The organism is Haemophilus sp. HMSC068C11 (assembly GCF_001815355.1).
GTDB lineage: Bacteria > Pseudomonadota > Gammaproteobacteria > Enterobacterales > Pasteurellaceae > Haemophilus_D.
The window spans coordinates 1-21,087 of the sequence record NZ_KV820355.1 but is presented as its reverse complement, the minus strand read 5'-3'; the positions used below and the strand labels follow the sequence as shown (position 1 = coordinate 21,087).

The following is a 21,087-nucleotide window of genomic DNA, read 5'->3' as shown; positions in this document are numbered from 1 at the left end:
AGAGGCTTAACTATACAACGCTCAAGGGTTTTTGAGGTTGTAAGACTAAAATAAAAAAACTCAAAGACGAAAGAGAAAGTTTTTAGGTTTAATCAGCTTGTTTGGTTGTGAGCACTAGAGATAGTGAGAGCAGAAAGAGATAGAAGGAGTTATTAAAGGAATAATCCTGGCGGCGATAGAGCGGTGGTCCCACCTGACCCCATACCGAACTCAGAAGTGAAACGCCGATGCGCCGATGGTAGTGTGGGGCTTCCCCATGTGAGAGTAGGACACCGCCAGGTACTGAATGTGAACCCCGAGCTGAATGGCTTGGGGTTTTTGTTTTATATAAAATATTAGAATTCATATATAAATGAGTCTAATAATGATAAAATCTTCGCCTATTTCTAGATAGCAATAATTATGAAAAAACAGATAAGTAAGATCTTTTCCAGTGATGGCGAATTGAGTAAGAATATCAAAGGATTTAAGCCACGAGCAGAACAACTCGAAATGGCTCAATCTGTAGGATATGCTATTCAAAATAAGCACTCGCTTGTTGTAGAAGCTGGAACAGGTACTGGAAAGACTTTTGCTTATTTAGCTCCGGCACTAATTGCAGGAAAGAAAACGATTATCTCAACTGGCTCTAAAAATCTACAAGATCAACTCTTTTCAAGAGATCTTCCAGCCATAAAAAAAGCCTTAAATTATTCTGGAAAAATTGCGTTATTGAAAGGGCGATCCAATTATTTATGTTTGGAGCGTCTGGATCAAGTTATTGCTCAAGGTGTGCTTGGTGATAAATCTGTTTTAGCCGATTTAAGTAAAGTAAGAAAATGGAATAATGCAACGAAAACAGGTGATTTAACAGAATGTATTGAATTGGCTGAAGATAGCCCAATTTTGCCTCAATTGACGAGTACAGCAGAAAGTTGTTTGGGAACAGATTGCCCTAACTACGCTGAATGCTATGTAGCACAAGCTCGTAAAAAAGCGTTAAATGCAGATCTCGTTGTTGTAAATCATCACCTTTTCTTTGCTGATATGGCGGTAAAAGAAAGTGGCTTTGGTGAGCTTATTCCCAATGCAGAAGTCATCATCTTTGACGAAGCACATCAACTTCCCGATATTGCAAGCCAGTATTTTGGTCAATCATTAACCTCTCGCCAGTTATTTGATTTATGTAAAGATGTCAATATTGTTTATCGAACAGAATTGAAAGATATGCCACAGCTGGGTACAACGGCAGATACTTTGCTTAAAGTTATTCAGGATTTCCGTCTTCTTCTTGGTGAAGGAAATCAGCGAGGAAATTGGCGTGAGCTATTTAAACAAAGTGCGGTCAAAAAATCGGTTGAATTATTACAAGAAAAAATTGAGTTTCTTTCTGAAGTTATCAAGATTGCATTAGGTCGTTCTCAGACTTTGGATAGTATTTTTGAACGTACTGAAAGTATCAAGAATCAATTAATTCGTCTTTGTGATACGGCTATTGTAGGCTATTGTTATTGGTACGAAAGTATGGGGCGACAATTTGGTTTACATATTACGCCACTTACTGTCGCAGATAAATTTGGTGAACAGCTAAATAATAAAGAAGCCGCTTGGATTTTCACCTCGGCGACGCTTGAAGTTGGCGGCACTTTTAATCATTTCTGTCAGCGACTTGGTATTGAGCAAGCAGAACAAAAAATTCTTCACAGTCCTTTTGATTATCCTAATCAATCGCTACTTTGCGTGCCGCGTTATTTACCAGCAACGAATCAAAATAATACGTTACAATCTCTTGGTGAAATGTTGTTACCTATCATTAAAGCGAATAAAGGGCGATGCTTTGTGCTTTGTACTTCCTATTTAATGATGAGAGGCTTGGCAGAGTATTTTAGAGAAAATAGTGAGCTTTCTATCTTATTGCAAGGTGAAATGCCTAAAGCAAAATTACTCGAACAATTTATTCATGAAACCCATAGTGTATTGGTTGCCACCTCTAGCTTTTGGGAAGGTGTGGATGTCCGTGGTGATGCCCTTTCCTTAGTCATTATTGATAAATTGCCTTTTACCGCACCAGATGAACCTTTACTAAAAGCACGTATTGAAGATTGCCGATTACAAGGTGGCGATCCATTTAATGATATACAGATCCCTGAAGCGGTTATTACGCTGAAACAAGGTGTAGGGCGTCTAATTCGAGATGTAACAGATCGTGGTGCGGTAATTATTTGTGATAATCGTCTTGTAATGCGAAATTACGGCGAAACCTTTCTAAAAAGTTTACCTAATTCAACCCGTACCCGAGATCTCAACAAAGTGGTACAATTCTTACAAAATGAGAAAATGGATTAATAATGAAAAATATCACTTTATTAGCGCTTGATACTTCAACAGAAGCCTGTTCTGTTGCACTTTGGCATAAAGGCGAAAAAACAAATTTAGATGAATTAGCACAACGTACACACACAAAACGTATTCTTCCAATGGTTGATGAGTTACTTGCCAATTCAGGTATCAATTTGAAACAAGTGGATGCGTTAGCATTTGGACGTGGCCCAGGTAGTTTTACTGGTGTTCGTGTCGGTGCAGGGATTGCTCAAGGGCTTGCATTTGGTGCTGATTTACCTGTTATTGCGGTATCAAATTTAACAGCAATGGCTCAGGCCGCATTTGAATTACATCAAGCTGAAAATGTGGCAGCAGCCATTGATGCGAGAATGAATGAAGTTTATTTTTCTCAAGTAAAACGAGAAAAAGTGCGGTCAGAATTGGGTGAGTTTTTCCAATGGAACCCTGTCATTGAAGAACAAGTTTGCCAACCAGAAAAAGTACTTGAGCAATTTTCAGATTTAACCGCCTATCGAGTCGGCACTGGTTGGGCTGCGTATCCTCAATTTAAAGACAGTGGTTTAGAAGGGAGTGATATTATTTTACCTTCTGCACAATATATGCTTGAGCTTGCTTTAACAGATTATGCTCAGAATAAAGTCATATCCGCCTTAGAAATTGAACCTGTTTATTTGCGTAATGAAGTAACTTGGAAAAAATTACCTGGGCGTGAATAATTTTCAAAAAGGAGTTGAAGATGAATAAAAAAACGATCTTAGTTTTGACCGCACTTTCGGCCACATTAGTGGGATGTGTCAATGCACCGAAAGGGCTGGAAAAAGAGCAGTTTACTTTAAAATCATTATCTTCAATTCAACAGAGTGATTATAGCTGTCAGTGCAAATCAATACGTTTGGGTGGAAAAGTATTAACCGCACAGGCCTTGCCGAATAAAACTAAAATTGAAGTATTAAGCTATCCAGTTTATGCAACCTCAGCAAAACCTATGATTGATGAACAGCCTAATGGACGTTTTATCACTTATCTTGATGGTTTTGTGGAGCCAGAAAGCTTAAAAGATCAATTTATTACAATTGGTGGTACCTTACTGAAAACAGAACAAGGCAAGGTTGATCAAGCCAACTATATTTATCCGGTTATTAAAACCAATCATTATCGTGTCTGGAAGCTTTCACAAAGTTATTATTATCCAGATGATATGTGGGATGATTGGGGCTTTTTCGGTAGACGACCGTATTATTGGTATGGCGAGCCTGAAATTCGCTATTATCTCTATTAACTACATGATAAAATTAAGAAAATTTTCCAAAGAATAAGGATAAAAAATGGAAAAAGTTTGGTTTCAAAATTATCCAGAAGGTTCACCTACCACGCTGGATACATCCAAGTATGATTCTATTCTCGATATTTTAGATAAAGCAATTCGTGAGCACCCAGACCGTCCCGCCTATATCAACATGGGGCAGGTTTTAACATTTCGTAAATTAGAAGAGCGTAGCCGTGCATTTGCCGCTTATTTACAAAATGAATTGAAGTTAGAACGTGGTGAGCGTGTTGCATTAATGATGCCGAATTTGTTGCAATATCCTATTGCGCTTTTCGGTATTTTACGTGCGGGTTTAGTTGTGGTAAACGTAAATCCACTTTATACCCCACGTGAATTAGAACATCAGTTACAAGATAGCGGCGCAACAGCCATTGTTGTGGTTTCAAACTTTGCTTCAACCTTAGAAAAAATTGTATTTAATACTAAAGTGAAGCACGTTATTTTAACAAGAATGGGCGATCAGCTTTCTTTTGGTAAGCGTAATTTGGTCAATTTTGTGGTGAAATACGTTAAAAAGTTAGTGCCAAAATATAAATTACCGAATGCCGTCACTTTCCGTGAAGTATTGAGTATTGGTAAATTTCGCCAATACGTTCGTCCTCAAGTAGATCGTGAAGATCTAGCTTTCTTACAATATACAGGCGGAACGACAGGTGTTGCTAAGGGCGCTATGCTGACACATGGCAATATTATTACCAATATTTTCCAAGCGAAGTGGATTGCAGAGCCATTTATTGGCGATCATGCTAAGCAACGCGTTGCCGTACTGGCTTTACCGCTTTATCATGTTTTTGCCTTAACGGTAAACTGTTTACTTTTCTTGGAGCTTGGCGTGACTGCGCTCTTAATTACGAATCCACGTGATATTGATGGTTTTGTTAAAGAGCTCAAAAAATATCGTTTTGAAGCGATTACAGGGGTAAATACCTTGTTTAATGCGCTGCTTAATAATGAAAATTTCAAAGAAGTGGATTTTTCACGATTAAAACTTTCTGTTGGCGGCGGTATGGCGATCCAACAATCAGTCGCAACACGTTGGCATGATTTAACCGGCTGTAACATTATTGAAGGTTACGGCATGACAGAATGCTCACCGCTAATTGCCGCTTGTCCGATTAATGTGGTGAAACACAATGGTACAATCGGTGTACCGGTTCCAAATACTGATATTAAAATTATCAAAGATGATGGCTCAGAAGCACAACTTGGTGAAGCCGGAGAGCTTTGGGTTAAAGGTGAACAAGTCATGCGTGGGTATTGGCAACGTCCTGAAGCGACAGCTGAAGTGCTTAAAGATGGCTGGATGGCAACGGGTGACATCGTCATTATGGACGAGAGCTATAGCCTCCGTATTGTTGACCGCAAAAAAGACATGATCTTAGTTTCAGGCTTCAACGTTTATCCAAATGAAATCGAAGATGTGGTGATGCTAAATTATAAAGTCGCTGAAGTGGTCGCTATCGGCGTGCCACACGAAGTGTCAGGAGAAACCATTAAAATCTTCGTTGTGAAGAAAGATGATAGCCTCACGCGTGATGAATTACGCCAGCATTGCAGACAACATCTCACAGGTTATAAAGTCCCGAAAGATATTGAGTTTCGCGATGAATTGCCGAAAAGTAATGTAGGCAAAATTTTACGACGCATACTGCGTGATGAAGAAATAGCAAAACGCGCGCAACATTAATTAAATCAGGGATATGTGTTCATATCCCTGTTTAGTCTGTACCTCTATTTGAAAATACATCCTATTACAATGATAAAAGAATGCCAAAATCAACCGCACTTTACGTTAATTCAAAATAATGAAGAACTGGCTCAGGTTTGTCAGTTAGCTCGTCAGCAAAGTGCGGTCGCTTTAGATACTGAATTTATGCGGGTATCGACCTATTATCCTAAATTAGGATTAATTCAACTTTATGATGGTGAACGTGTTTCATTGATCGATCCTTTATCCATCACTGATTTTTCACCTTTTGTAGAATTATTACGCGATCAGCAGGTGACAAAAATTTTGCATGCTTGTAATGAAGATTTATTGGTTTTCTTGCAAGAGTTTGATGCACTTCCACAACCTATGATGGATACGCAAATTATGGCTCGTTTTCTGGGTTTTGCTAATTCAGCGGGCTTGGCTAAACTTGTGTTGCATTATTTGGGCGTTGAAATGGATAAAGGGGCAACGCGTACAAATTGGCTAAAACGTCCACTTTCCCCCGTACAGCTACAATATGCTGCAGGGGATGTATGGTACTTATTGCCGGTCTATCAAAAAATGCAAATAGAATTAGCGCAATCACCTTGGCTTCAAGCCGTAATTGATGATTGCCAGCTTGCGATCTCGAAAACCAGTAAATTAGATGATCGCGATCCAAACAAAGCCTATTTAGAGATTCCGAATGTTTGGAAATTGAATCCGCTCGAATTAGCGCGTTTACAGCTATTGGCAAAGTGGCGACAAGAAACGGCAATGGCGCGAAACTTAGCCCTTTCTTATGTGGTGAAATCTGACAACCTTTGGAAAGTAGCAAAAAATAATCCTCGTAATACATCAGAAATGCTAGCGCTTGGATTATCTGAAAATGAAGTGCGTGTACGCGGCAAAAAGATGCTTCAATTGTTAGCACAAAGCCGCCGAATTTCCCCTTATGATTACCCTAAACGCTTAGTGCGTATTGTGGATGATCCTCGTTATAAAAAGGCAATTCGATTGTTACAAGAAAAAGCCTATGAACTGACCCCAAAAGGATTAACCCTCGATATTCTGGCGAGTAAACGAAATTTAGAAGATCTCATTAAATGGGTCTGGTTAAAAAATGAAGATATGGCAAAACAGCCCGATTTACTTTTAGGGTGGCGAAGAGAGATTGGCTTGAAGCTGGTTGAATACTTAAAATCCGTAGAGTAGTCATTAAAAACAATCCTAAAAATAACCGCACTTTGAGTTATCAAAAGTGCGGTTATTTTATTTAGTGTTTTACAACAAAGACTTTAATTAAGCTTGAGTTGCTTGGATTGCGGTTAATGCGATGGTGTAGATGATATCATCTACTAATGCACCACGAGATAAGTCATTAACCGGTTTACGCATACCTTGAAGCATTGGACCTACAGCGACTAAATCTGCAGAACGTTGTACCGCTTTATAGCCGATGTTACCTGCGTTGATATCAGGGAATACAAACACGTTTGCTTGACCAGCCACTTTAGAGTTTGGTGCTTTAGAAGCGGCCACATCTTTCATTACCGCTGCATCGTATTGTAATGGACCGTCGATTAATAAATCAGGACGTTTTTCTTGTGCAATACGGGTAGCTTCTTTCACTTTCTCTACAGATTGACCTGAACCAGAAGTACCGGTTGAGTAAGAAAGCATTGCGACTTTCGGATTTAAACCAAATGCTTTTGCCGATTCAGCGGATTGAATTGCGATTTCAGCAAGTTGTTCAGCGGTTGGTTCTGGGTTTACTGCACAGTCACCATATACTAATACTTGGTCTGGTAATAACATAAAGAATACAGACGAGATAATTGAGCTACCTGGTGCTGTTTTGATGATTTGCATCGGTGGACGAATGGTATTTGCAGTGGTGTGAACGGCACCAGAGACTAAACCATCTACTTCGCCCGCTTCTAACATCATCGTACCTAATACAACGGTGTCTTCTAATTGTGCACGAGCTTGTTCTTCGGTTAAGCCTTTAGATTTACGTAATTCAACTAAACGAGCAACGTAGTTTTCACGTACGTCAGCTGGATTGATGATCGTTACGTCAGCACCTAAAGTCACGCCTTGTTCTGCTGCGACTTTTTTCACTGATTCAGGATCCGCTAATAATACTGATTTTGCGATACCACGTTCAGCACAGATAGCCGCCGCTTTAACGGTACGAGGTTCATCACCTTCTGGTAATACGATAGTTTTACCTGCTTTGCGTGCTAAGTCAGTTAATTTGAAACGGAATGCTGCTGGAGAAATACGTGCTTCACGAGCAAGTGGTGCAGAAATTGCCGCAGCTAATGTTTGTGCATCTAAGGCTTTAATTTTGCTGGCTTGCGCACCAAATACACCTAAGATGTCAGCGTTGTTCACACCGCCAAATTCTGAAGCAACGGCTTCTACTAATGTACCTTCTTCATTGTTTGCTACTAAGATAATTTGTGCATCTAAGGTTTGTGCAATTGCAAAGTTTAAGCTATTTGCAAAAGGCGCTTGAGATGAAGGTTGAACACCTTTAACAACCACTAAATTTGCATTTAATGCTTGGAAATCAGCAACGATTTTTTCTAATAACACGTCTTTTTGATTATTTGCGATTAATGCTTGAGCGGCTTTTACATCTTCTACTGCATTGAATACGACAGCGCCTGTTGTTTTAGCTGCGTCTAATGCTGCCGCTAAATTTGCTTCTGCGCTAGTTGGAATAAGAATAACTGCTTTAGTCATTTTGATATACCTTTTAATGAATGAAAAAACCTGCTGATTTCTCAGCAGGTTTGAAGGAAGTTGATTAGCCCGCTAAACGTGCTGTATCTTGTGCAATCACTAATTCTTCGTTAGTTGGAAGAACGATTGCTTTGAATGCAGAGTCATCAGCAGTGATCACGCCTGATTTACCAAAGCGAGCAGCAAGGTTGCGTTCTTTGTCTAATTTGATGCCGAATAATTTTAAGTGGCCTAACGCTAATTCACGAACGTGAGCAGAGTTTTCACCGATACCACCTGTAAATGCGATGGCATCTAAGTGATCGTCACCTAAAACTGCCATGTATGCACCGATGTATTTTGCTAAACGGTAGCTGTAAACATCTAATGCACGTTTTGCTTCTGGTTTAGAAGCATCATCATAGTTATCTTCTGCATAGCGACAGTCGCTTGTTACTTCAGTTAAACCTAAAAGACCTGATTTTTTCACTAAAGTCTCTTCGATTTGATCCATTGACATGCCTAAGTTTTTGTATAGGTAGAAAACGATAGCTGGGTCGATGTCACCACAACGAGTTCCCATGACTAAACCTTCTAACGGGGTTAAACCCATAGATGTGTCGATACATTTACCATGACGAACCACAGAAACAGAACCACCGTTACCTAAGTGACAGATAATTGCGTTTACTTGGTCTGCTGGTTTGCCTACGAATTCAGCGACTTCACGAGAAACGAAGTAGTGACTGGTACCGTGTGCACCGTAGCGACGTACGCCGTGTTCTTTGTAAAGTGAGTATGGAAGTGCATATAAGTATGCTTCTTCAGGCATAGTTTGGTGGAATGCTGTATCAAATACGACAACGTTCTTATCTTTTAAGTGTGGGAATGTTTTGAATGCTTCACGGATACCGATTAAGTGAGCAGGGTTGTGAAGTGGTGCAAATTGTGCAGCATCTTCAATACCTTTAACCACTTCATCTGTTACAACAACAGATTGGGTGTATTTCTCACCACCGTGAACGATACGGTGACCAATCGAGGTGATAGAGTTTTTAAGCTCATCAGTCATAATGTTTGACGCGATGAAATTAAGCGCTTCAGTGTGCGCTGCACCAGCACCTAAATCTGCGCTACCTTTTTCACCGTTAATTTTCCACTTAATACGAGCTTCAGGAAGGTAAAATGCTTCAGCTAAGCCTGATAATTTTTCTTCACCTGTTGCAGGATCAAGGATTGCAAATTTTAATGAAGAACTACCACAGTTAAGGATGAGAACAAGTTTTGACATAGGAACCCTATTTTTGATTGAGGTTAATAAAAATCCATTCAAAAGAACAGACTACAAATCTTGCATAGAATACACCTTTTGGCGTATAAAATAAATTAACTGGAGGGGAAAAATACGATCTTTTATTAGAAAAGTTGAAAATTCCAACAGTTTCTAGTTAAGGATGACAATTAAACCTAAACTAGAGTATTATAAGTGCGGTTATTTTCTAGGATGTTTTTATGTCATCATTTTTTTCAACCTTAAAACGAGGGCAAATATATTTGCAAACGTGGCCATTAGAAGCGAAACTCGGCATTATTTTTCCCGAAAATCGCATTATTAAAGCCACGAAATTTGCACAAAAGTTCATGCCTTTTATGGCGGTATTTTCGGTGGTTTGGCAACAGCTTTATGCCAAGACAGATCTTACTGCATTAGCGATTGCTATTTTGAGCGCACTTTGTGCGTTAGTGATGCCATTGCAAGGCTTATACTGGTTGGGAATACGTGCAAAATCACCGTTAGAACCGCAAAGTTCTCAGTGGTTTTATGAGATTAGTGAACGTTTAAGAAAACAACATGAAAGTTTGCCAACTGTGCAAGATAAACCGACATATCAGCACTTGGCAGAAGTACTACAAAAGGCACAGCAAAAATTAGACAAAGCATTTTGGCAGGAAATCTAGTCAATGGCTCCAAATTTAATTGACGCAAACGTTTTCCTTTTGTTGTTTTTTATGTAAAATACTGCGGTCGCAATGGCGACCCTTTTTAATTGAGAGACTATTTAATGATTGATTACATTATCATTGGCATCATCGCATTTTCGATTATCGTGAGTTTATTACGTGGGTTTGTGCGAGAGGTGATGTCCCTTGCAAGTTGGGTCGTTGCATTTATTGTCGCTAGCCAATTTTATCCTTATCTCGCCACTTATCTTACTCAAATCGAATCTGACTACGTGCGTAACGGCACAGCAATCGGCATTTTATTTGTTTTAACCTTAATTGTAGGCGGCATTGTTAATTATGTGATTAGCCAATTAGTGGATAAAACAGGACTTACCGGAACAGATCGTGTTCTCGGTGCGGCATTTGGCTTAATTCGTGGGGCGTTAATCGTTGCTGCGATCTTATTCTTCTTGGATACCTTCACTAACTTTGAACAAACCGATTGGTGGAAAGAATCAAAATTAATTCCTCATTTCGGCTTCATTATTGAATGGTTCTTCCAACAACTACAAGCAAGTTCTAGTTTTTTAAACTCAACTTTTAAACAATAAGGTAGTCAATCAGTATGTGTGGAATTGTCGGTATCGTTAGCCAAAATCCGGTTAATGAATCCATTTATGCAGCATTAACGTTATTACAGCATCGAGGTCAAGATGCGGCGGGGATTGTCACAATAGATGATGAAAATCGCTTTCGTTTGCGTAAGGCTAATGGTCTTGTAAGCGATGTATTCAGACAAGAACATATGTTACGTTTACAAGGTCATGCAGGCCTCGGACATGTACGTTATCCAACAGCCGGCAGTTCAAGTGTATCTGAAGCTCAGCCTTTCTATGTTAACTCACCTTATGGTTTAACCCTCGTTCACAATGGTAACTTAACCAACTCAGCCGAATTAAAAGATAAATTATTCAAAGAAGAACGCCGCCATGTGAACACTAATTCTGATTCAGAGCTTCTTCTTAATATTCTCGCCAACCACCTAGACAGAATTAATAAATACCATCTCGATCCAGAAGACATTTTTGATGCTGTTCGTGCCACACATAAAGATATCCGTGGTGCCTATGCATGCTTAGCCATGATTATTGGACATGGTATGGTGGCATTTCGCGATCCTTTTGGTATTCGCCCATTAGTGCTAGGTCAGCGTGAAGAAAATGGCTCAGTAGAATATATGTTTGCTTCTGAAAGTGTCGCGTTAGACGTAGCTGGTTTTGAATTTGTACGAGATGTTGCGCCTGGTGAAGCTATTTATGTGACCTTTGATGGCAAACTTTATGCCGAGCAATGTGCCGAAAGTGCAGTCTTAAATCCGTGCATTTTTGAATACGTGTATTTTGCTCGCCCAGATTCGACGATAGATGGTGTGTCTGTTTATGCGGCACGTGTTCACATGGGCGAATATTTAGGTAAAAAAATTGCAAAAGAATGGGCTGATGAAGTAGACAACATTGATGTGGTGATTCCTGTACCTGAAACTTCAACGGATATAGCGTTACAGATTGCAAAATTTTTAGACAAACCTTATCGTCAAGGCTTTGTTAAAAACCGCTATGTTGGCCGTACGTTTATTATGCCTGGGCAAGCACAACGTATTAGTTCAGTTCGCCGTAAGCTCAATACGATTAAAGCTGAATTTAAAGATAAAAATGTATTGTTGGTTGATGATTCCATTGTTCGTGGAACAACATCCGAACAAATCGTGACTATGGCTAGAGCAGCGGGAGCGAAGAAAATTTACTTTGCATCAGCTGCACCAGAAATTCGTTACCCGAATGTGTACGGCATCGATATGCCAACAAAACAAGAACTCATTGCCTATGGCCGTAATGTTGATGAAATTGCGAAATTGATTGGAGTGGATAAATTGATCTTCCAAGCTCTTGAAGCGCTAACTGAATCAGTGCGTCAAGAAAATCCAGCGATTCAAGGCTTTGATTGTTCTGTCTTTACTGGCGAATATATCACTGGCGATATCACTCCGGAATATCTCGATAGCATCGCTTCTCAACGTAATGATTCAGCAAAGAAAAAACGGGAAAAAGATGCGACTAATCTCGAAATCCATAATGAAGGATAAAACAGTCTAAAAGTATAAAGCGCCAAATTCGATGAAGAGTTTGATGCTTTTTCTTTTTAATTTAAAACGAAGAAAAAAATGACCGCACTTGATATATTTGAAGTGCGGTTATTTTTTAATGTGTTTTAGTCTTTATAAAAATCGTTATAAAGTGTACTTTCAAATTGCACAAGTGGAGCGCGTTTCGTTTTACTTTCTAAATCGCCAGTGGAGTAACCATTGATAAATTGAACGAAAGCCACTTTTTCACCTCGCGCATTGGTCATAAAACCAGCAAGGTTATAAACGCCTTTTAATGAGCCTGTTTTCGCAATGACATTTTTAACCAATGGTGGATTAATTAAGCCGCCGCGTCCGCTGATGGTGCCATCTACACCTGCAATCGGGAAAGTTTCCATTAAATGCAGTGTATCTTCATTTTTAGCGATGTATTCTAAAACAGAAAGCATAGTTTTTGGTGCAACTAAATTGTGACGAGAAAGGCCAGAACCATCTGCTAAAATGCTATTGCCAAATTTAATGCCTTGTTTTTGTAATACTGATTTAACCGCCAATGTACCTAATTGGAATGAAGCCGGGCGTTTATAGTAGTTGTAGGCTACCGCTCTAAATAAAGCATCTGCAATCTGGTTATCTGATTTTTTCATCATTTTTTTCAATAACTCAGGCAGTGGTTTGGATAAATGCTGTGCGAGTTTTTGCCCTTGCTGTGGTTTTTGAGGTTGTTTTACTTTACCTGTAAATTCGATGCCAAGACGTTTTAGTTGGCGTTGAATAATTGCCGCCGCGTAGGCATCCGGGTCTTGTACAGCAAAACTGAGCCCAAAAGGTTTTGCTTGACGCGCAATACAGCCTTTAACTTGATAGCGATTATTGTCATGAACCACCACATCTAACTGGCAATAACCAGATTCTTGCTGATCTGCAATATACACTTGTCCGAAAACTTGAATCGGGAATTGTGCAGGAACGTTAATTTTTACGGTTTCACCTACAGGTTGATTCGCATCCAGTTCTGCATAGAAACAGTTATTATCGATATTTGCCGCTGCTGGAGGAGAGTTAAAGCACATGGTGAGATCGTTCCAAATCCAACCTAACCCACGGTCGTGGCTCGCAAATACAGAGGTATCTAACACGAGATCGCCATTAATTTTCTGAATACCTTGATTTTTTAAATTAGCGAGTAGGGTGTAAAGTTGTCCACTGGTGAGATCGGGGTCGCCAGTAAATTGCACAACAAGATCGCCTTCTAAGGTATTATTCTGAATTTTTCCGTTACTTAAAAGTGAGGTTTCAAACTGGAAGGCATCACCTAATACCAATTTAGCCGCTACAGCGGTAAAGACCTTTTGAGTACTGGCTGGCAACATAAAGGTTGAACCATTGTAATCGGCGATAATTTGATCTTTATTGAGGTTTTTGGCAATGATGCCAGCCGATGCACCTTCCGGTAAATATTGGGTGATTGAAGTGACATCAACTTCAGCCATAGAAGAAAAAGAAAATCCGAGAGTGATAAATGCCGCTTTAAGTGCGGTCGAAATGGAAGATTTTTTACTCATTTTTGTACTGTTCTAGTTGCTATTTTTCTTAAGACGGATAATAATAAGCCCCGAACTCAATTGAGTAAATCATTTTTTATTTTTCATTGGCTACGGCAAGGTTGCAAGACGTTGTCGTGGTTTTGTTTTTACCAAATTTCAAGGAAAAAGAATGAAACAAATTCCAATGACCGTGCGCGGTGCGGAGTTATTACGAGAAGAATTAGATTTCTTAAAAAATGAGCGTCGCCCAGAAATTATCAAGGCGATAGCTGAAGCACGTGAGCACGGCGACTTAAAAGAAAATGCAGAATATCACGCCGCGCGTGAGCAACAAGGTTTTTGCGAGGGACGTATTCAAGAGATTGAAGGCAAACTTGCAAATTGTCAGGTTATCGATGTCACTAAATTACCTAATAACGGTAAAGTTATTTTTGGTGCTACAGTTGTATTAGTGAATACCGATACCGATGAAGAAGTGACTTATCAAATCGTAGGTGATGATGAGGCAGATATTAAATCAGGTTTGATTTCTGTGAATTCACCGATTGCCCGTGGTTTGATAGGCAAAGAGTTGGATGATACCGTGAATATCACCACACCAGGTGGAACGGTTGAGTTCGAGATTATTGAAGTTAATTACATCTAAAAAAACATCCCCTCAAATTGAGGGGATAACAATTATTTACGAGGCAGCTGTATTTTGCCTTCTTCGCTTGGTCTATAAAGAACCAAAATATGTCCGATAGTTTGAACGTTAGATGATTGTGTTTCACGCACGATCGCATCGATGATAAGTTGTTTGGTTTCACGATCTGCACCAGCAATCTTCACTTTGATGAGTTCGTGATGATTTAATGCATTATCGATTTCGGCTAATACCCCTTCGGTTAAGCCGTTACCGCCAAGCATGACGACAGGACTAAGGTGATGAGCAAGTCCTTTTAAAAATTGTTTTTGTTTTGTTGATAAAATTGTCATAAGGAATCCTTTAATAAAATGAATATTTGTCATGAAGAGACCAAAAAAAACGGTCAGGAAAAATGTGGTTTTTCAGCACTTTTTGGTAAGTCTAGCCTTGAATTAGACAGATTGTACCCAAATATAGATGAAACTACTACAAAAAATAGTACAAAAGATAGAGTTTATGGGAAAGAAAAAACGTTCAGCGAGTTCTTCTCGTTGGCTAAACGAACATTTTAAAGATCCGTTTGTTCAGAAAGCACACAAGCAAAAATTACGCTCTCGTGCTTACTTTAAACTAGATGAGATTCAACAAACAGATAAATTGTTCAAGCCAGGAATGACCGTAGTTGATCTTGGTGCTGCTCCAGGTGGTTGGTCACAATATGTCGTGAGTCAAGTCGGTGGAAAGGGAAGAGTCATTGCGTGCGATATTTTGGACATGAATCCAATTGTCGGCGTTGATTTTTTACAAGGCGATTTCCGTGATGAAAACGTGTTGAATGCATTATTAGAACGGGTTGGGGAAGCTAAAGTTGATGTAGTGATGTCCGATATGGCACCGAATTTTAGTGGTATGCCATCGGTTGATATTCCGCGAGCAATGTATTTAGTGGAACTGGCTTTAGATATGTGTAAGCAAGTTTTGGCGAAAAAAGGCAGTTTTGTGGTCAAAGTATTCCAGGGAGAAGGCTTCGATGAGTATTTGCGTGAAATTCGTTCACTGTTTAGTGTAGTAAAAGTACGTAAGCCAGAGGCCTCTCGTGGACGTTCTCGTGAAGTTTACATTGTAGCGAGTGGTTATAAAGGCGAATAATTGCTTTGATAGCTTTTCATTGTGTCACGGATGAGATAGTATTTCGTTTTATTTTAATTAACTTAAGAAAGGCAGGTTAAACCTTGAACGATATGGTCAAAAATCTAGTTCTATGGGTTGTGGTTGCAGTTGTCATGATGACGGCTTACCAAAGTTTTAACTCCAATGGCGTGAGTGACTCAACAGATTACACAACTTTTGTATATGATGTGAGTAATAGTCAAGTGAAAGAAGCACGTTTTGATGCGAATGAAATCACTGTGACCAAAAATGACGGTTCTAAATATATGACCGTCATGCCACCGTTGGAAGATAAAAAGCTCTTAGATGACTTACTAAATAAAAAAGTTAAAATCGAAGGTACGCCTTTTGAAAAACGCAGTTTATTATCACAAATTTTGATTTCTTGGTTCCCGATGCTATTCCTTGTTGGGGTATGGATTTTCTTCATGCGCCAAATGCAAGGTGGTGGCGGCAAAGCCATGAGTTTTGGTAAAAGCCGCGCTAAAATGCTGAACCAAGACCAAATCAAAGTCACTTTTGCGGACGTTGCAGGTTGCGATGAAGCAAAAGAAGAAGTCGGTGAAGTGGTCGATTTCTTGCGTGAACCGAAAAAATTCCAAAACCTGGGTGGTAAAATTCCAAAAGGTATTTTGATGGTTGGCCCTCCAGGTACAGGTAAAACTTTATTAGCTAAGGCTATTGCGGGGGAAGCAAAAGTACCTTTCTTTACCATTTCAGGTTCTGACTTTGTGGAGATGTTTGTGGGTGTTGGTGCTTCTCGTGTACGTGATATGTTCGAGCAAGCGAAGAAAAATGCACCATGCTTAATCTTTATTGATGAAATCGATGCAGTAGGTCGCCAACGTGGTGCTGGTTTAGGTGGTGGACACGATGAGCGTGAACAAACCCTTAACCAGATGTTAGTTGAAATGGATGGTTTCGGTGGTAACGAAGGCGTAATCGTTATTGCAGCAACGAACCGTCCAGATGTACTTGACCCAGCATTAACTCGTCCAGGCCGTTTTGACCGTCAAGTTGTTGTGGGTTTACCGGATGTGAAAGGTCGTGAGCAAATTTTAAAAGTTCACATGCGTAAAGTCCCTGTGGCTGATGATGTTGATGCAATGACACTTGCTCGTGGTACACCAGGTTATTCAGGTGCGGATTTAGCGAACTTGGTTAATGAAGCGGCATTATTTGCTGCACGTAGCAATAAACGTACTGTATCGATGCTTGAGTTTGAAAAAGCCAAAGATAAGATCAATATGGGACCTGAACGTCGAACAATGATCATGACGGATAAACAAAAAGAATCAACAGCGTACCATGAAGCAGCCCATGCCATTGTTGGTTACTTAGTGCCTGAACATGATCCTGTACATAAAGTCACGATTATTCCTCGTGGCCGCGCATTAGGTGTGACTTTCTTCTTGCCTGAAGGTGATCAAATTAGTATCAGCCAAAAACAATTAGAAAGTAAACTTTCAACTCTTTATGCAGGACGTTTAGCAGAAGATTTGATTTACGGTGAAGAAAATATTTCGACTGGTGCATCTAACGATATTAAAGTGGCAACCAATATTGCACGTAATATGGTGACCCAATGGGGCTTCTCAGATAAACTCGGTCCGATTCTTTATACCGAAGATGAAGGCGAAGTATTCTTAGGTCGCTCAATGGCGAAAGCAAAACATATGTCAGATGAAACGGCGCATGCGATTGATGAAGAAGTGCGTGCGATTGTAAATCGTAACTACGAGAGAGCAAGACAGATTCTGATCGACAATATGGATATTCTTCACGCCATGAAAGATGCGTTAGTGAAATATGAAACCATTGAAGAAGAACAAATCAAACAGTTGATGAATCGTGAGCCTGTTACCCCGCCATCAGGTTGGGAAGATAACAAAGGCATGAGCCCGAAAGCTAAGCCGCAAGAAGAAACAACTGAAAGTGCGGTTAATCATTCAGAAGATTCTGAAGAGTAAGAATAAAGCCTTCCTAATTAGGAAGGCTTTTTTATTTATAATGTCATTCTTTTCATCACTATATTCCGTTATAATCTAGCCTTTAAAATTTGATTTAAAAATTGACCGCACTTTATGAAACTTTATGCTAATAACAAATGTCTAGATTTATCATTCCCTCAAATTATGGGAATTTTGAATTTCACGCCCGATTCATTTTCAGATAGCGGACAGTTTTTTAGTCTAGACAAAGCATTATTTCAAGTTGAAAAAATGCTCAAAGAAGGTGCAACAATTATTGATATTGGCGGGGAATCAACTCGACCAATGGCAGAAGGAGTGCCTGAAACTGAAGAGTTGCAGCGAGTGATACCTCTTGTTGAAGCCGTACAAAAGCGTTTTGATTGTTGGATTTCAGTGGATACCTCTAAAGCAATTGTGATGCAAGAAGCAGCTAAGGTCGGCATGGATTTAATCAATGATATTCGTGCTCTACGTGAACCTGGCGCACTCGAAATAGCAGGACAGTTGAATTTACCGACTTGTATCATGCATATGCAAGGACAGCCGCGCACAATGCAGACTAATCCGCATTATGATGATGTAGTCCAAGATGTTTATCAATTTTTAGAGGCTCGGACTCAAGCTTGTCTAGAGGCAGGAATTGCCAAAGAAAATATTATTTGGGATATGGGGTTTGGTTTTGGTAAGACCGTGCAGCATAACTATAAACTTTTACAGCAGTTAGCACACTTTTGTGAAAGTGGTTATCCCATTTTAGCAGGTCTTTCACGTAAATCGATGATTGGTGCCATATTAGATAAACCCGTAACTGAACGTGTTGTGGGAAGTGTAGCTGGCGCATTAATTGCTGCACAAAATGGTGCGACAATTTTACGCGTACATGATGTGGCTGCAACAGCTGATGCCTTAAAAGTATGGCAAGCTACACAAGAAGCGTAAGCAACTAACAGATTTTATATGTTGTGGAATAAATGGTTTCTGTAACATCATTATTCAAATTTAATAAGGAATAAACATGGCAAATCGTAAATATTTTGGTACAGATGGCGTACGCGGTAAAGTGGGTACTTATCCAATCACGCCTGATTTCGCATTGAAATTAGGTTGGGCTGCGGGTAAGGTTTTAGCTTCACAAGGTTCTCGCACAGTATTAATCGGAAAAGATACTCGTATTTCAGGTTATATGTTGGAATCTGCTCTTGAAGCAGGTTTAGCTGCAGCTGGCTTAACTGCAGCATTTACCGGCCCAATGCCAACCCCTGCCGTGGCTTATTTAACTCGTACTTTTCGTTTAGAAGCAGGCATTGTGATTTCTGCATCGCATAATCCTTACTATGATAATGGAATTAAATTCTTCTCTGCGGAAGGAACAAAATTACCGGACCATATTGAAGAGGCCATTGAAGCCATGCTCGATCAGCCAATAGATTGCGTTGAATCAGCTGAATTAGGTAAGGCTCGTCGTATTAACGATGCGGCAGGCCGTTATATTGAATTTTGTAAGAGTACATTCCCAGCTCATCTTGGCTTAGATGGTTATAAAATTGTGGTGGATTGTGCAAATGGTGCGACCTATCATATTGCACCAAATGTATTACGTGAATTAGGTGCGGAAGTAATTGAAATTGGTGCGACTCCAAATGGGATTAATATCAATGAGAAATGTGGCGCAACTGATGTGAAAGCATTACAGGAAAAAGTGCTTGAAACTAAAGCGGATGTTGGCCTTGCTTATGATGGTGATGGCGACCGTATTATGATGGTGGATCACTTAGGTAATAAAGTGGATGGTGACCAAATCCTATTCATTATTGCTCGTGAAGCTTTACGTTCAGGTCAGCTAAAAGGTGGGGTAGTAGGCACATTAATGAGTAATATGAGTCTAGAAATTGCCTTAAAAATGTTAGGTGTGCCTTTCGTACGCGCTAACGTTGGTGACCGTTATGTATTAGAAAAAATGGTAGAGCATGGCTGGACATTAGGTGGAGAAAACTCAGGCCATATCATTATTGCTGATAAAAATACGACAGGTGATGGTATTATTGCATCACTAGCGGTATTAAGCGCAATGGTTCAACATCGTTTATCATTAAACGAGCTTGCAAGTGCGGTGAAATTGTTCCCTCAAGTGCTGATTAATGTTCGTTTTGCGGGCGGTGCAAATCCATTAGAAAGTGAAGCAGTAAAAGCGGTAGCCGCTGATGTGGAAAAACGCTTAGAAGGTAAAGGTCGAATTTTACTGCGTAAGTCAGGTACTGAACCACTTATTCGCGTAATGGTGGAATGTGAAGACGGCGCACTTGCAAAACAATGTGCAGAAGAAATTGCAGAAGCAGTTAAAGCGAATTAATTGAATGGGGGCTTGCCCCCATTTTTGATCATAAAATTTATCTTTTATTATTTTTAGGAAAGCAAAGATATGAAAATTTTTATTATGCGTCATGGGGAAGCTGAAGTTGTCGCTTCATCAGATGAGGCGCGGCATTTAACCGAGTATGGACGTAAACAGTCAATATCGCAAGGTCAATGGCTTAAAACACATCTAAATTCAACTGCACTTTCAGTTCAGAAAGTGATTGTCAGTCCTTATGTTCGTGCTCAAGAAACGTTTGAGCTCGTCAATTCAGCGTTAGACAATATTCTTAATGATGTTGAAACTTGGAGTGGGATTACACCTTACGGAAATGCGACGCTGGTAGCAGATTATTTATCTGTTTTGCAGAAACAAGGGGTTGAAAGTGTTTTGCTTGTTTCTCATTTACCTTTAGTGGGCAGTATTGTTTCAGAGCTTTATGGCAAGCGAAATCCAATCAGTTTTTATCCCTCAACGATTGTTCAAATTGACTGGAATGGTGAAAAAGGCACCATTGAAGCTTTCCATTATCCAAAATAGAATGGCTAAAATACGAAAAACAAAGTTTATATGATTTACTTTTTAAAAGCAGTCAAAAATAAGCAACACCTAAATAAAAATGTGTATTTTTAGGTGTTTTTTTTAAAATTTTTTTGATAGACTGAAAATGAGCTATAAATGAGTAGCTTAAATTAGCCTCATAATGATACAAGGAGAGTAGCCATGAAAAATGAAAATACCGTTGAAGATAAAGTAGCTAAAGTAAAAGAAGTTACTGAAAATAAAGCAACTGAAGCAAAAGATACAACAGTAAATGTTGTGACTCAAGTTAAGGATGCCCTAGTTTCCGCGGCCCACTATATTAAAGATGCGGTGGCAAGTGGGGCATCAGATACAAAACATGCAGTATCTGAGGCAAAAGATGCAGTTGAAGAGAAAGCGGCTGAAATAAAAGATGCAGCCGACGATAAAGTATCAGAAGCAAAACATGCAGTATCTGAAGCAAAAGACGCTGTTGAAGAGAAAGCAGCTGAAGTAAAAGCAGCGGTAGAGCATAAAGCTGCTGAATTAAAAGATGCAGCTGAAGATAAAGTATCAGAAGCAAAACGTGCGGTTTCTGAAGCAAAACGTGCATTGTCTGAAGCAAATGATGCAGTTGAAAAGATGGCTGCTGAACTAAAAGAAGCGGTAGAACATAAAGCATCTGAAGCAAAAGATGCAGTTAAAGACAAAGCATCTGAAGTAAAAGCTGAA

General features: G+C 39.6%; 19 protein-coding genes and 1 rRNA gene. 16 read left to right on the top strand and 4 right to left on the bottom strand.

Annotated elements, in window-relative coordinates; all coding sequences use genetic code 11:
• Positions 1-165: 165 nt before the first annotated feature.
• The 6 genes from rrf (at position 166) to rnd (ending at position 6,557) form a co-directional block, all read left to right on the top strand.
• A 5S ribosomal RNA gene (gene rrf, locus HMPREF3020_RS01660) occupies positions 166-281 on the top strand.
• Positions 282-402: 121 nt separating this feature from the next.
• On the top strand, positions 403-2,325 hold the full coding sequence (locus HMPREF3020_RS01655) for a DNA repair helicase YoaA (RefSeq protein ID WP_070775354.1): 1,923 nt from the start codon (positions 403-405) through the stop codon (positions 2,323-2,325).
• Between the two features lie 2 nt (positions 2,326-2,327).
• The gene (gene tsaB / locus HMPREF3020_RS01650) at positions 2,328-3,038 is read left to right on the top strand and encodes a tRNA (adenosine(37)-N6)-threonylcarbamoyltransferase complex dimerization subunit type 1 TsaB (RefSeq protein WP_070775353.1); all 711 of its coding nucleotides are present in this window, start codon (positions 2,328-2,330) and stop codon (positions 3,036-3,038) included.
• A 20-nt stretch (positions 3,039-3,058) separates the two neighbouring features.
• Positions 3,059-3,601 carry a Slp family lipoprotein gene (locus HMPREF3020_RS01645; RefSeq protein WP_049373392.1) on the top strand — a complete coding sequence of 181 codons (543 nt, stop codon included), beginning with the start codon at positions 3,059-3,061 and terminating at the stop codon, positions 3,599-3,601.
• Positions 3,602-3,647: 46 nt separating this feature from the next.
• Positions 3,648-5,336, top strand: coding sequence for a long-chain-fatty-acid--CoA ligase FadD (gene fadD / locus HMPREF3020_RS01640; RefSeq protein WP_049373393.1), 1,689 nt, complete (start codon positions 3,648-3,650; stop codon positions 5,334-5,336).
• Between the two features lie 69 nt (positions 5,337-5,405).
• Positions 5,406-6,557, top strand: coding sequence for a ribonuclease D (gene rnd / locus HMPREF3020_RS01635; protein ID WP_070775352.1), 1,152 nt, complete (start codon positions 5,406-5,408; stop codon positions 6,555-6,557).
• A gap of 87 nt (positions 6,558-6,644) precedes the next feature.
• Here rnd and pta read toward each other — a convergent pair whose 3' ends face one another.
• Both pta and HMPREF3020_RS01625 read right to left on the bottom strand, forming a co-directional pair.
• Positions 6,645-8,096 carry a phosphate acetyltransferase gene (gene pta / locus HMPREF3020_RS01630; protein ID WP_070775351.1) on the bottom strand — a complete coding sequence of 484 codons (1,452 nt, stop codon included), beginning with the start codon at positions 8,094-8,096 and terminating at the stop codon, positions 6,645-6,647.
• A gap of 64 nt (positions 8,097-8,160) precedes the next feature.
• Positions 8,161-9,366 (bottom strand): acetate kinase, encoded by a 1,206-nt coding sequence (locus HMPREF3020_RS01625; protein WP_070775350.1) that lies wholly within the window; start codon positions 9,364-9,366, stop codon positions 8,161-8,163.
• Positions 9,367-9,587: 221 nt separating this feature from the next.
• Between HMPREF3020_RS01625 and yfbV the strand changes: the two genes are divergently transcribed.
• The 3 genes from yfbV to purF all read left to right on the top strand — a co-directional run bounded on the left by yfbV (position 9,588) and on the right by purF (position 12,162).
• On the top strand, positions 9,588-10,034 hold the full coding sequence (gene yfbV, locus HMPREF3020_RS01620) for a terminus macrodomain insulation protein YfbV (RefSeq protein ID WP_070775349.1): 447 nt from the start codon (positions 9,588-9,590) through the stop codon (positions 10,032-10,034).
• Positions 10,035-10,138: 104 nt separating this feature from the next.
• Complete coding sequence (locus HMPREF3020_RS01615; RefSeq protein ID WP_005696203.1) at positions 10,139-10,630, top strand: CvpA family protein; 492 nt, start codon at positions 10,139-10,141, stop codon at positions 10,628-10,630.
• Positions 10,631-10,644: 14 nt separating this feature from the next.
• A complete protein-coding gene (purF, locus tag HMPREF3020_RS01610; protein WP_070775348.1) occupies positions 10,645-12,162 on the top strand; it encodes an amidophosphoribosyltransferase in 1,518 nt (505 codons plus the stop codon).
• Positions 12,163-12,287: 125 nt separating this feature from the next.
• Here the strand turns inward: purF and dacB are convergent, their stop codons facing one another.
• Entirely contained in the window at positions 12,288-13,727 is a 1,440-nt protein-coding gene (gene dacB / locus HMPREF3020_RS01605) for a serine-type D-Ala-D-Ala carboxypeptidase (protein ID WP_070775347.1), read from the bottom strand.
• Between the two features lie 151 nt (positions 13,728-13,878).
• Between dacB and greA the strand changes: the two genes are divergently transcribed.
• Positions 13,879-14,355, top strand: a complete 477-nt coding sequence (gene greA / locus HMPREF3020_RS01600; RefSeq protein WP_014065445.1) for a transcription elongation factor GreA — start codon at positions 13,879-13,881, stop codon at positions 14,353-14,355.
• Between the two features lie 32 nt (positions 14,356-14,387).
• Here the strand turns inward: greA and yhbY are convergent, their stop codons facing one another.
• Entirely contained in the window at positions 14,388-14,687 is a 300-nt protein-coding gene (gene yhbY / locus HMPREF3020_RS01595; RefSeq protein WP_014065444.1) for a ribosome assembly RNA-binding protein YhbY, read from the bottom strand.
• A 166-nt stretch (positions 14,688-14,853) separates the two neighbouring features.
• Here yhbY and rlmE point away from each other — a divergent pair, with 166 nt between their 5' ends.
• The 6 genes from rlmE to HMPREF3020_RS01565 form a co-directional block, all read left to right on the top strand.
• A complete protein-coding gene (gene rlmE, locus HMPREF3020_RS01590) occupies positions 14,854-15,486 on the top strand; it encodes a 23S rRNA (uridine(2552)-2'-O)-methyltransferase RlmE (protein ID WP_070775346.1) in 633 nt (210 codons plus the stop codon).
• Positions 15,487-15,578: 92 nt separating this feature from the next.
• On the top strand, positions 15,579-17,477 hold the full coding sequence (ftsH, locus tag HMPREF3020_RS01585; protein ID WP_070775345.1) for an ATP-dependent zinc metalloprotease FtsH: 1,899 nt from the start codon (positions 15,579-15,581) through the stop codon (positions 17,475-17,477).
• Between the two features lie 114 nt (positions 17,478-17,591).
• Positions 17,592-18,419 (top strand): dihydropteroate synthase, encoded by an 828-nt coding sequence (gene folP / locus HMPREF3020_RS01580; RefSeq protein WP_070775344.1) that lies wholly within the window; start codon positions 17,592-17,594, stop codon positions 18,417-18,419.
• A gap of 76 nt (positions 18,420-18,495) precedes the next feature.
• Positions 18,496-19,830, top strand: coding sequence for a phosphoglucosamine mutase (gene glmM / locus HMPREF3020_RS01575; RefSeq protein WP_070775343.1), 1,335 nt, complete (start codon positions 18,496-18,498; stop codon positions 19,828-19,830).
• Positions 19,831-19,899: 69 nt separating this feature from the next.
• Entirely contained in the window at positions 19,900-20,373 is a 474-nt protein-coding gene (gene sixA / locus HMPREF3020_RS01570; protein WP_070775342.1) for a phosphohistidine phosphatase SixA, read from the top strand.
• Between the two features lie 183 nt (positions 20,374-20,556).
• Positions 20,557-21,087 (top strand): prolipoprotein diacylglyceryl transferase (locus HMPREF3020_RS01565; protein WP_144049843.1); only part of this gene is annotated, 531 nt, incomplete at its 3' end.

What these genes read in the sequence shown, in the direction of transcription:
- HMPREF3020_RS01655 (WP_070775354.1), top strand. Translation starts at nt 403, where the DNA reads ATGAAAAAACAGATAAGTAAGATCTTTTCCAGTGATGGCGAATTGAGT.
- tsaB (WP_070775353.1), top strand. Translation starts at nt 2,328, where the DNA reads ATGAAAAATATCACTTTATTAGCGCTTGATACTTCAACAGAAGCCTGT.
- HMPREF3020_RS01645 (WP_049373392.1), top strand. Translation starts at nt 3,059, where the DNA reads ATGAATAAAAAAACGATCTTAGTTTTGACCGCACTTTCGGCCACATTA.
- fadD (WP_049373393.1), top strand. Translation starts at nt 3,648, where the DNA reads ATGGAAAAAGTTTGGTTTCAAAATTATCCAGAAGGTTCACCTACCACG.
- rnd (WP_070775352.1), top strand. Translation starts at nt 5,406, where the DNA reads ATGATAAAAGAATGCCAAAATCAACCGCACTTTACGTTAATTCAAAAT.
- pta (WP_070775351.1), bottom strand. Translation starts at nt 8,096, where the DNA reads ATGACTAAAGCAGTTATTCTTATTCCAACTAGCGCAGAAGCAAATTTA.
- HMPREF3020_RS01625 (WP_070775350.1), bottom strand. Translation starts at nt 9,366, where the DNA reads ATGTCAAAACTTGTTCTCATCCTTAACTGTGGTAGTTCTTCATTAAAA.
- yfbV (WP_070775349.1), top strand. Translation starts at nt 9,588, where the DNA reads ATGTCATCATTTTTTTCAACCTTAAAACGAGGGCAAATATATTTGCAA.
- HMPREF3020_RS01615 (WP_005696203.1), top strand. Translation starts at nt 10,139, where the DNA reads ATGATTGATTACATTATCATTGGCATCATCGCATTTTCGATTATCGTG.
- purF (WP_070775348.1), top strand. Translation starts at nt 10,645, where the DNA reads ATGTGTGGAATTGTCGGTATCGTTAGCCAAAATCCGGTTAATGAATCC.
- dacB (WP_070775347.1), bottom strand. Translation starts at nt 13,727, where the DNA reads ATGAGTAAAAAATCTTCCATTTCGACCGCACTTAAAGCGGCATTTATC.
- greA (WP_014065445.1), top strand. Translation starts at nt 13,879, where the DNA reads ATGAAACAAATTCCAATGACCGTGCGCGGTGCGGAGTTATTACGAGAA.
- yhbY (WP_014065444.1), bottom strand. Translation starts at nt 14,687, where the DNA reads ATGACAATTTTATCAACAAAACAAAAACAATTTTTAAAAGGACTTGCT.
- rlmE (WP_070775346.1), top strand. Translation starts at nt 14,854, where the DNA reads ATGGGAAAGAAAAAACGTTCAGCGAGTTCTTCTCGTTGGCTAAACGAA.
- ftsH (WP_070775345.1), top strand. Translation starts at nt 15,579, where the DNA reads ATGGTCAAAAATCTAGTTCTATGGGTTGTGGTTGCAGTTGTCATGATG.
- folP (WP_070775344.1), top strand. Translation starts at nt 17,592, where the DNA reads ATGAAACTTTATGCTAATAACAAATGTCTAGATTTATCATTCCCTCAA.
- glmM (WP_070775343.1), top strand. Translation starts at nt 18,496, where the DNA reads ATGGCAAATCGTAAATATTTTGGTACAGATGGCGTACGCGGTAAAGTG.
- sixA (WP_070775342.1), top strand. Translation starts at nt 19,900, where the DNA reads ATGAAAATTTTTATTATGCGTCATGGGGAAGCTGAAGTTGTCGCTTCA.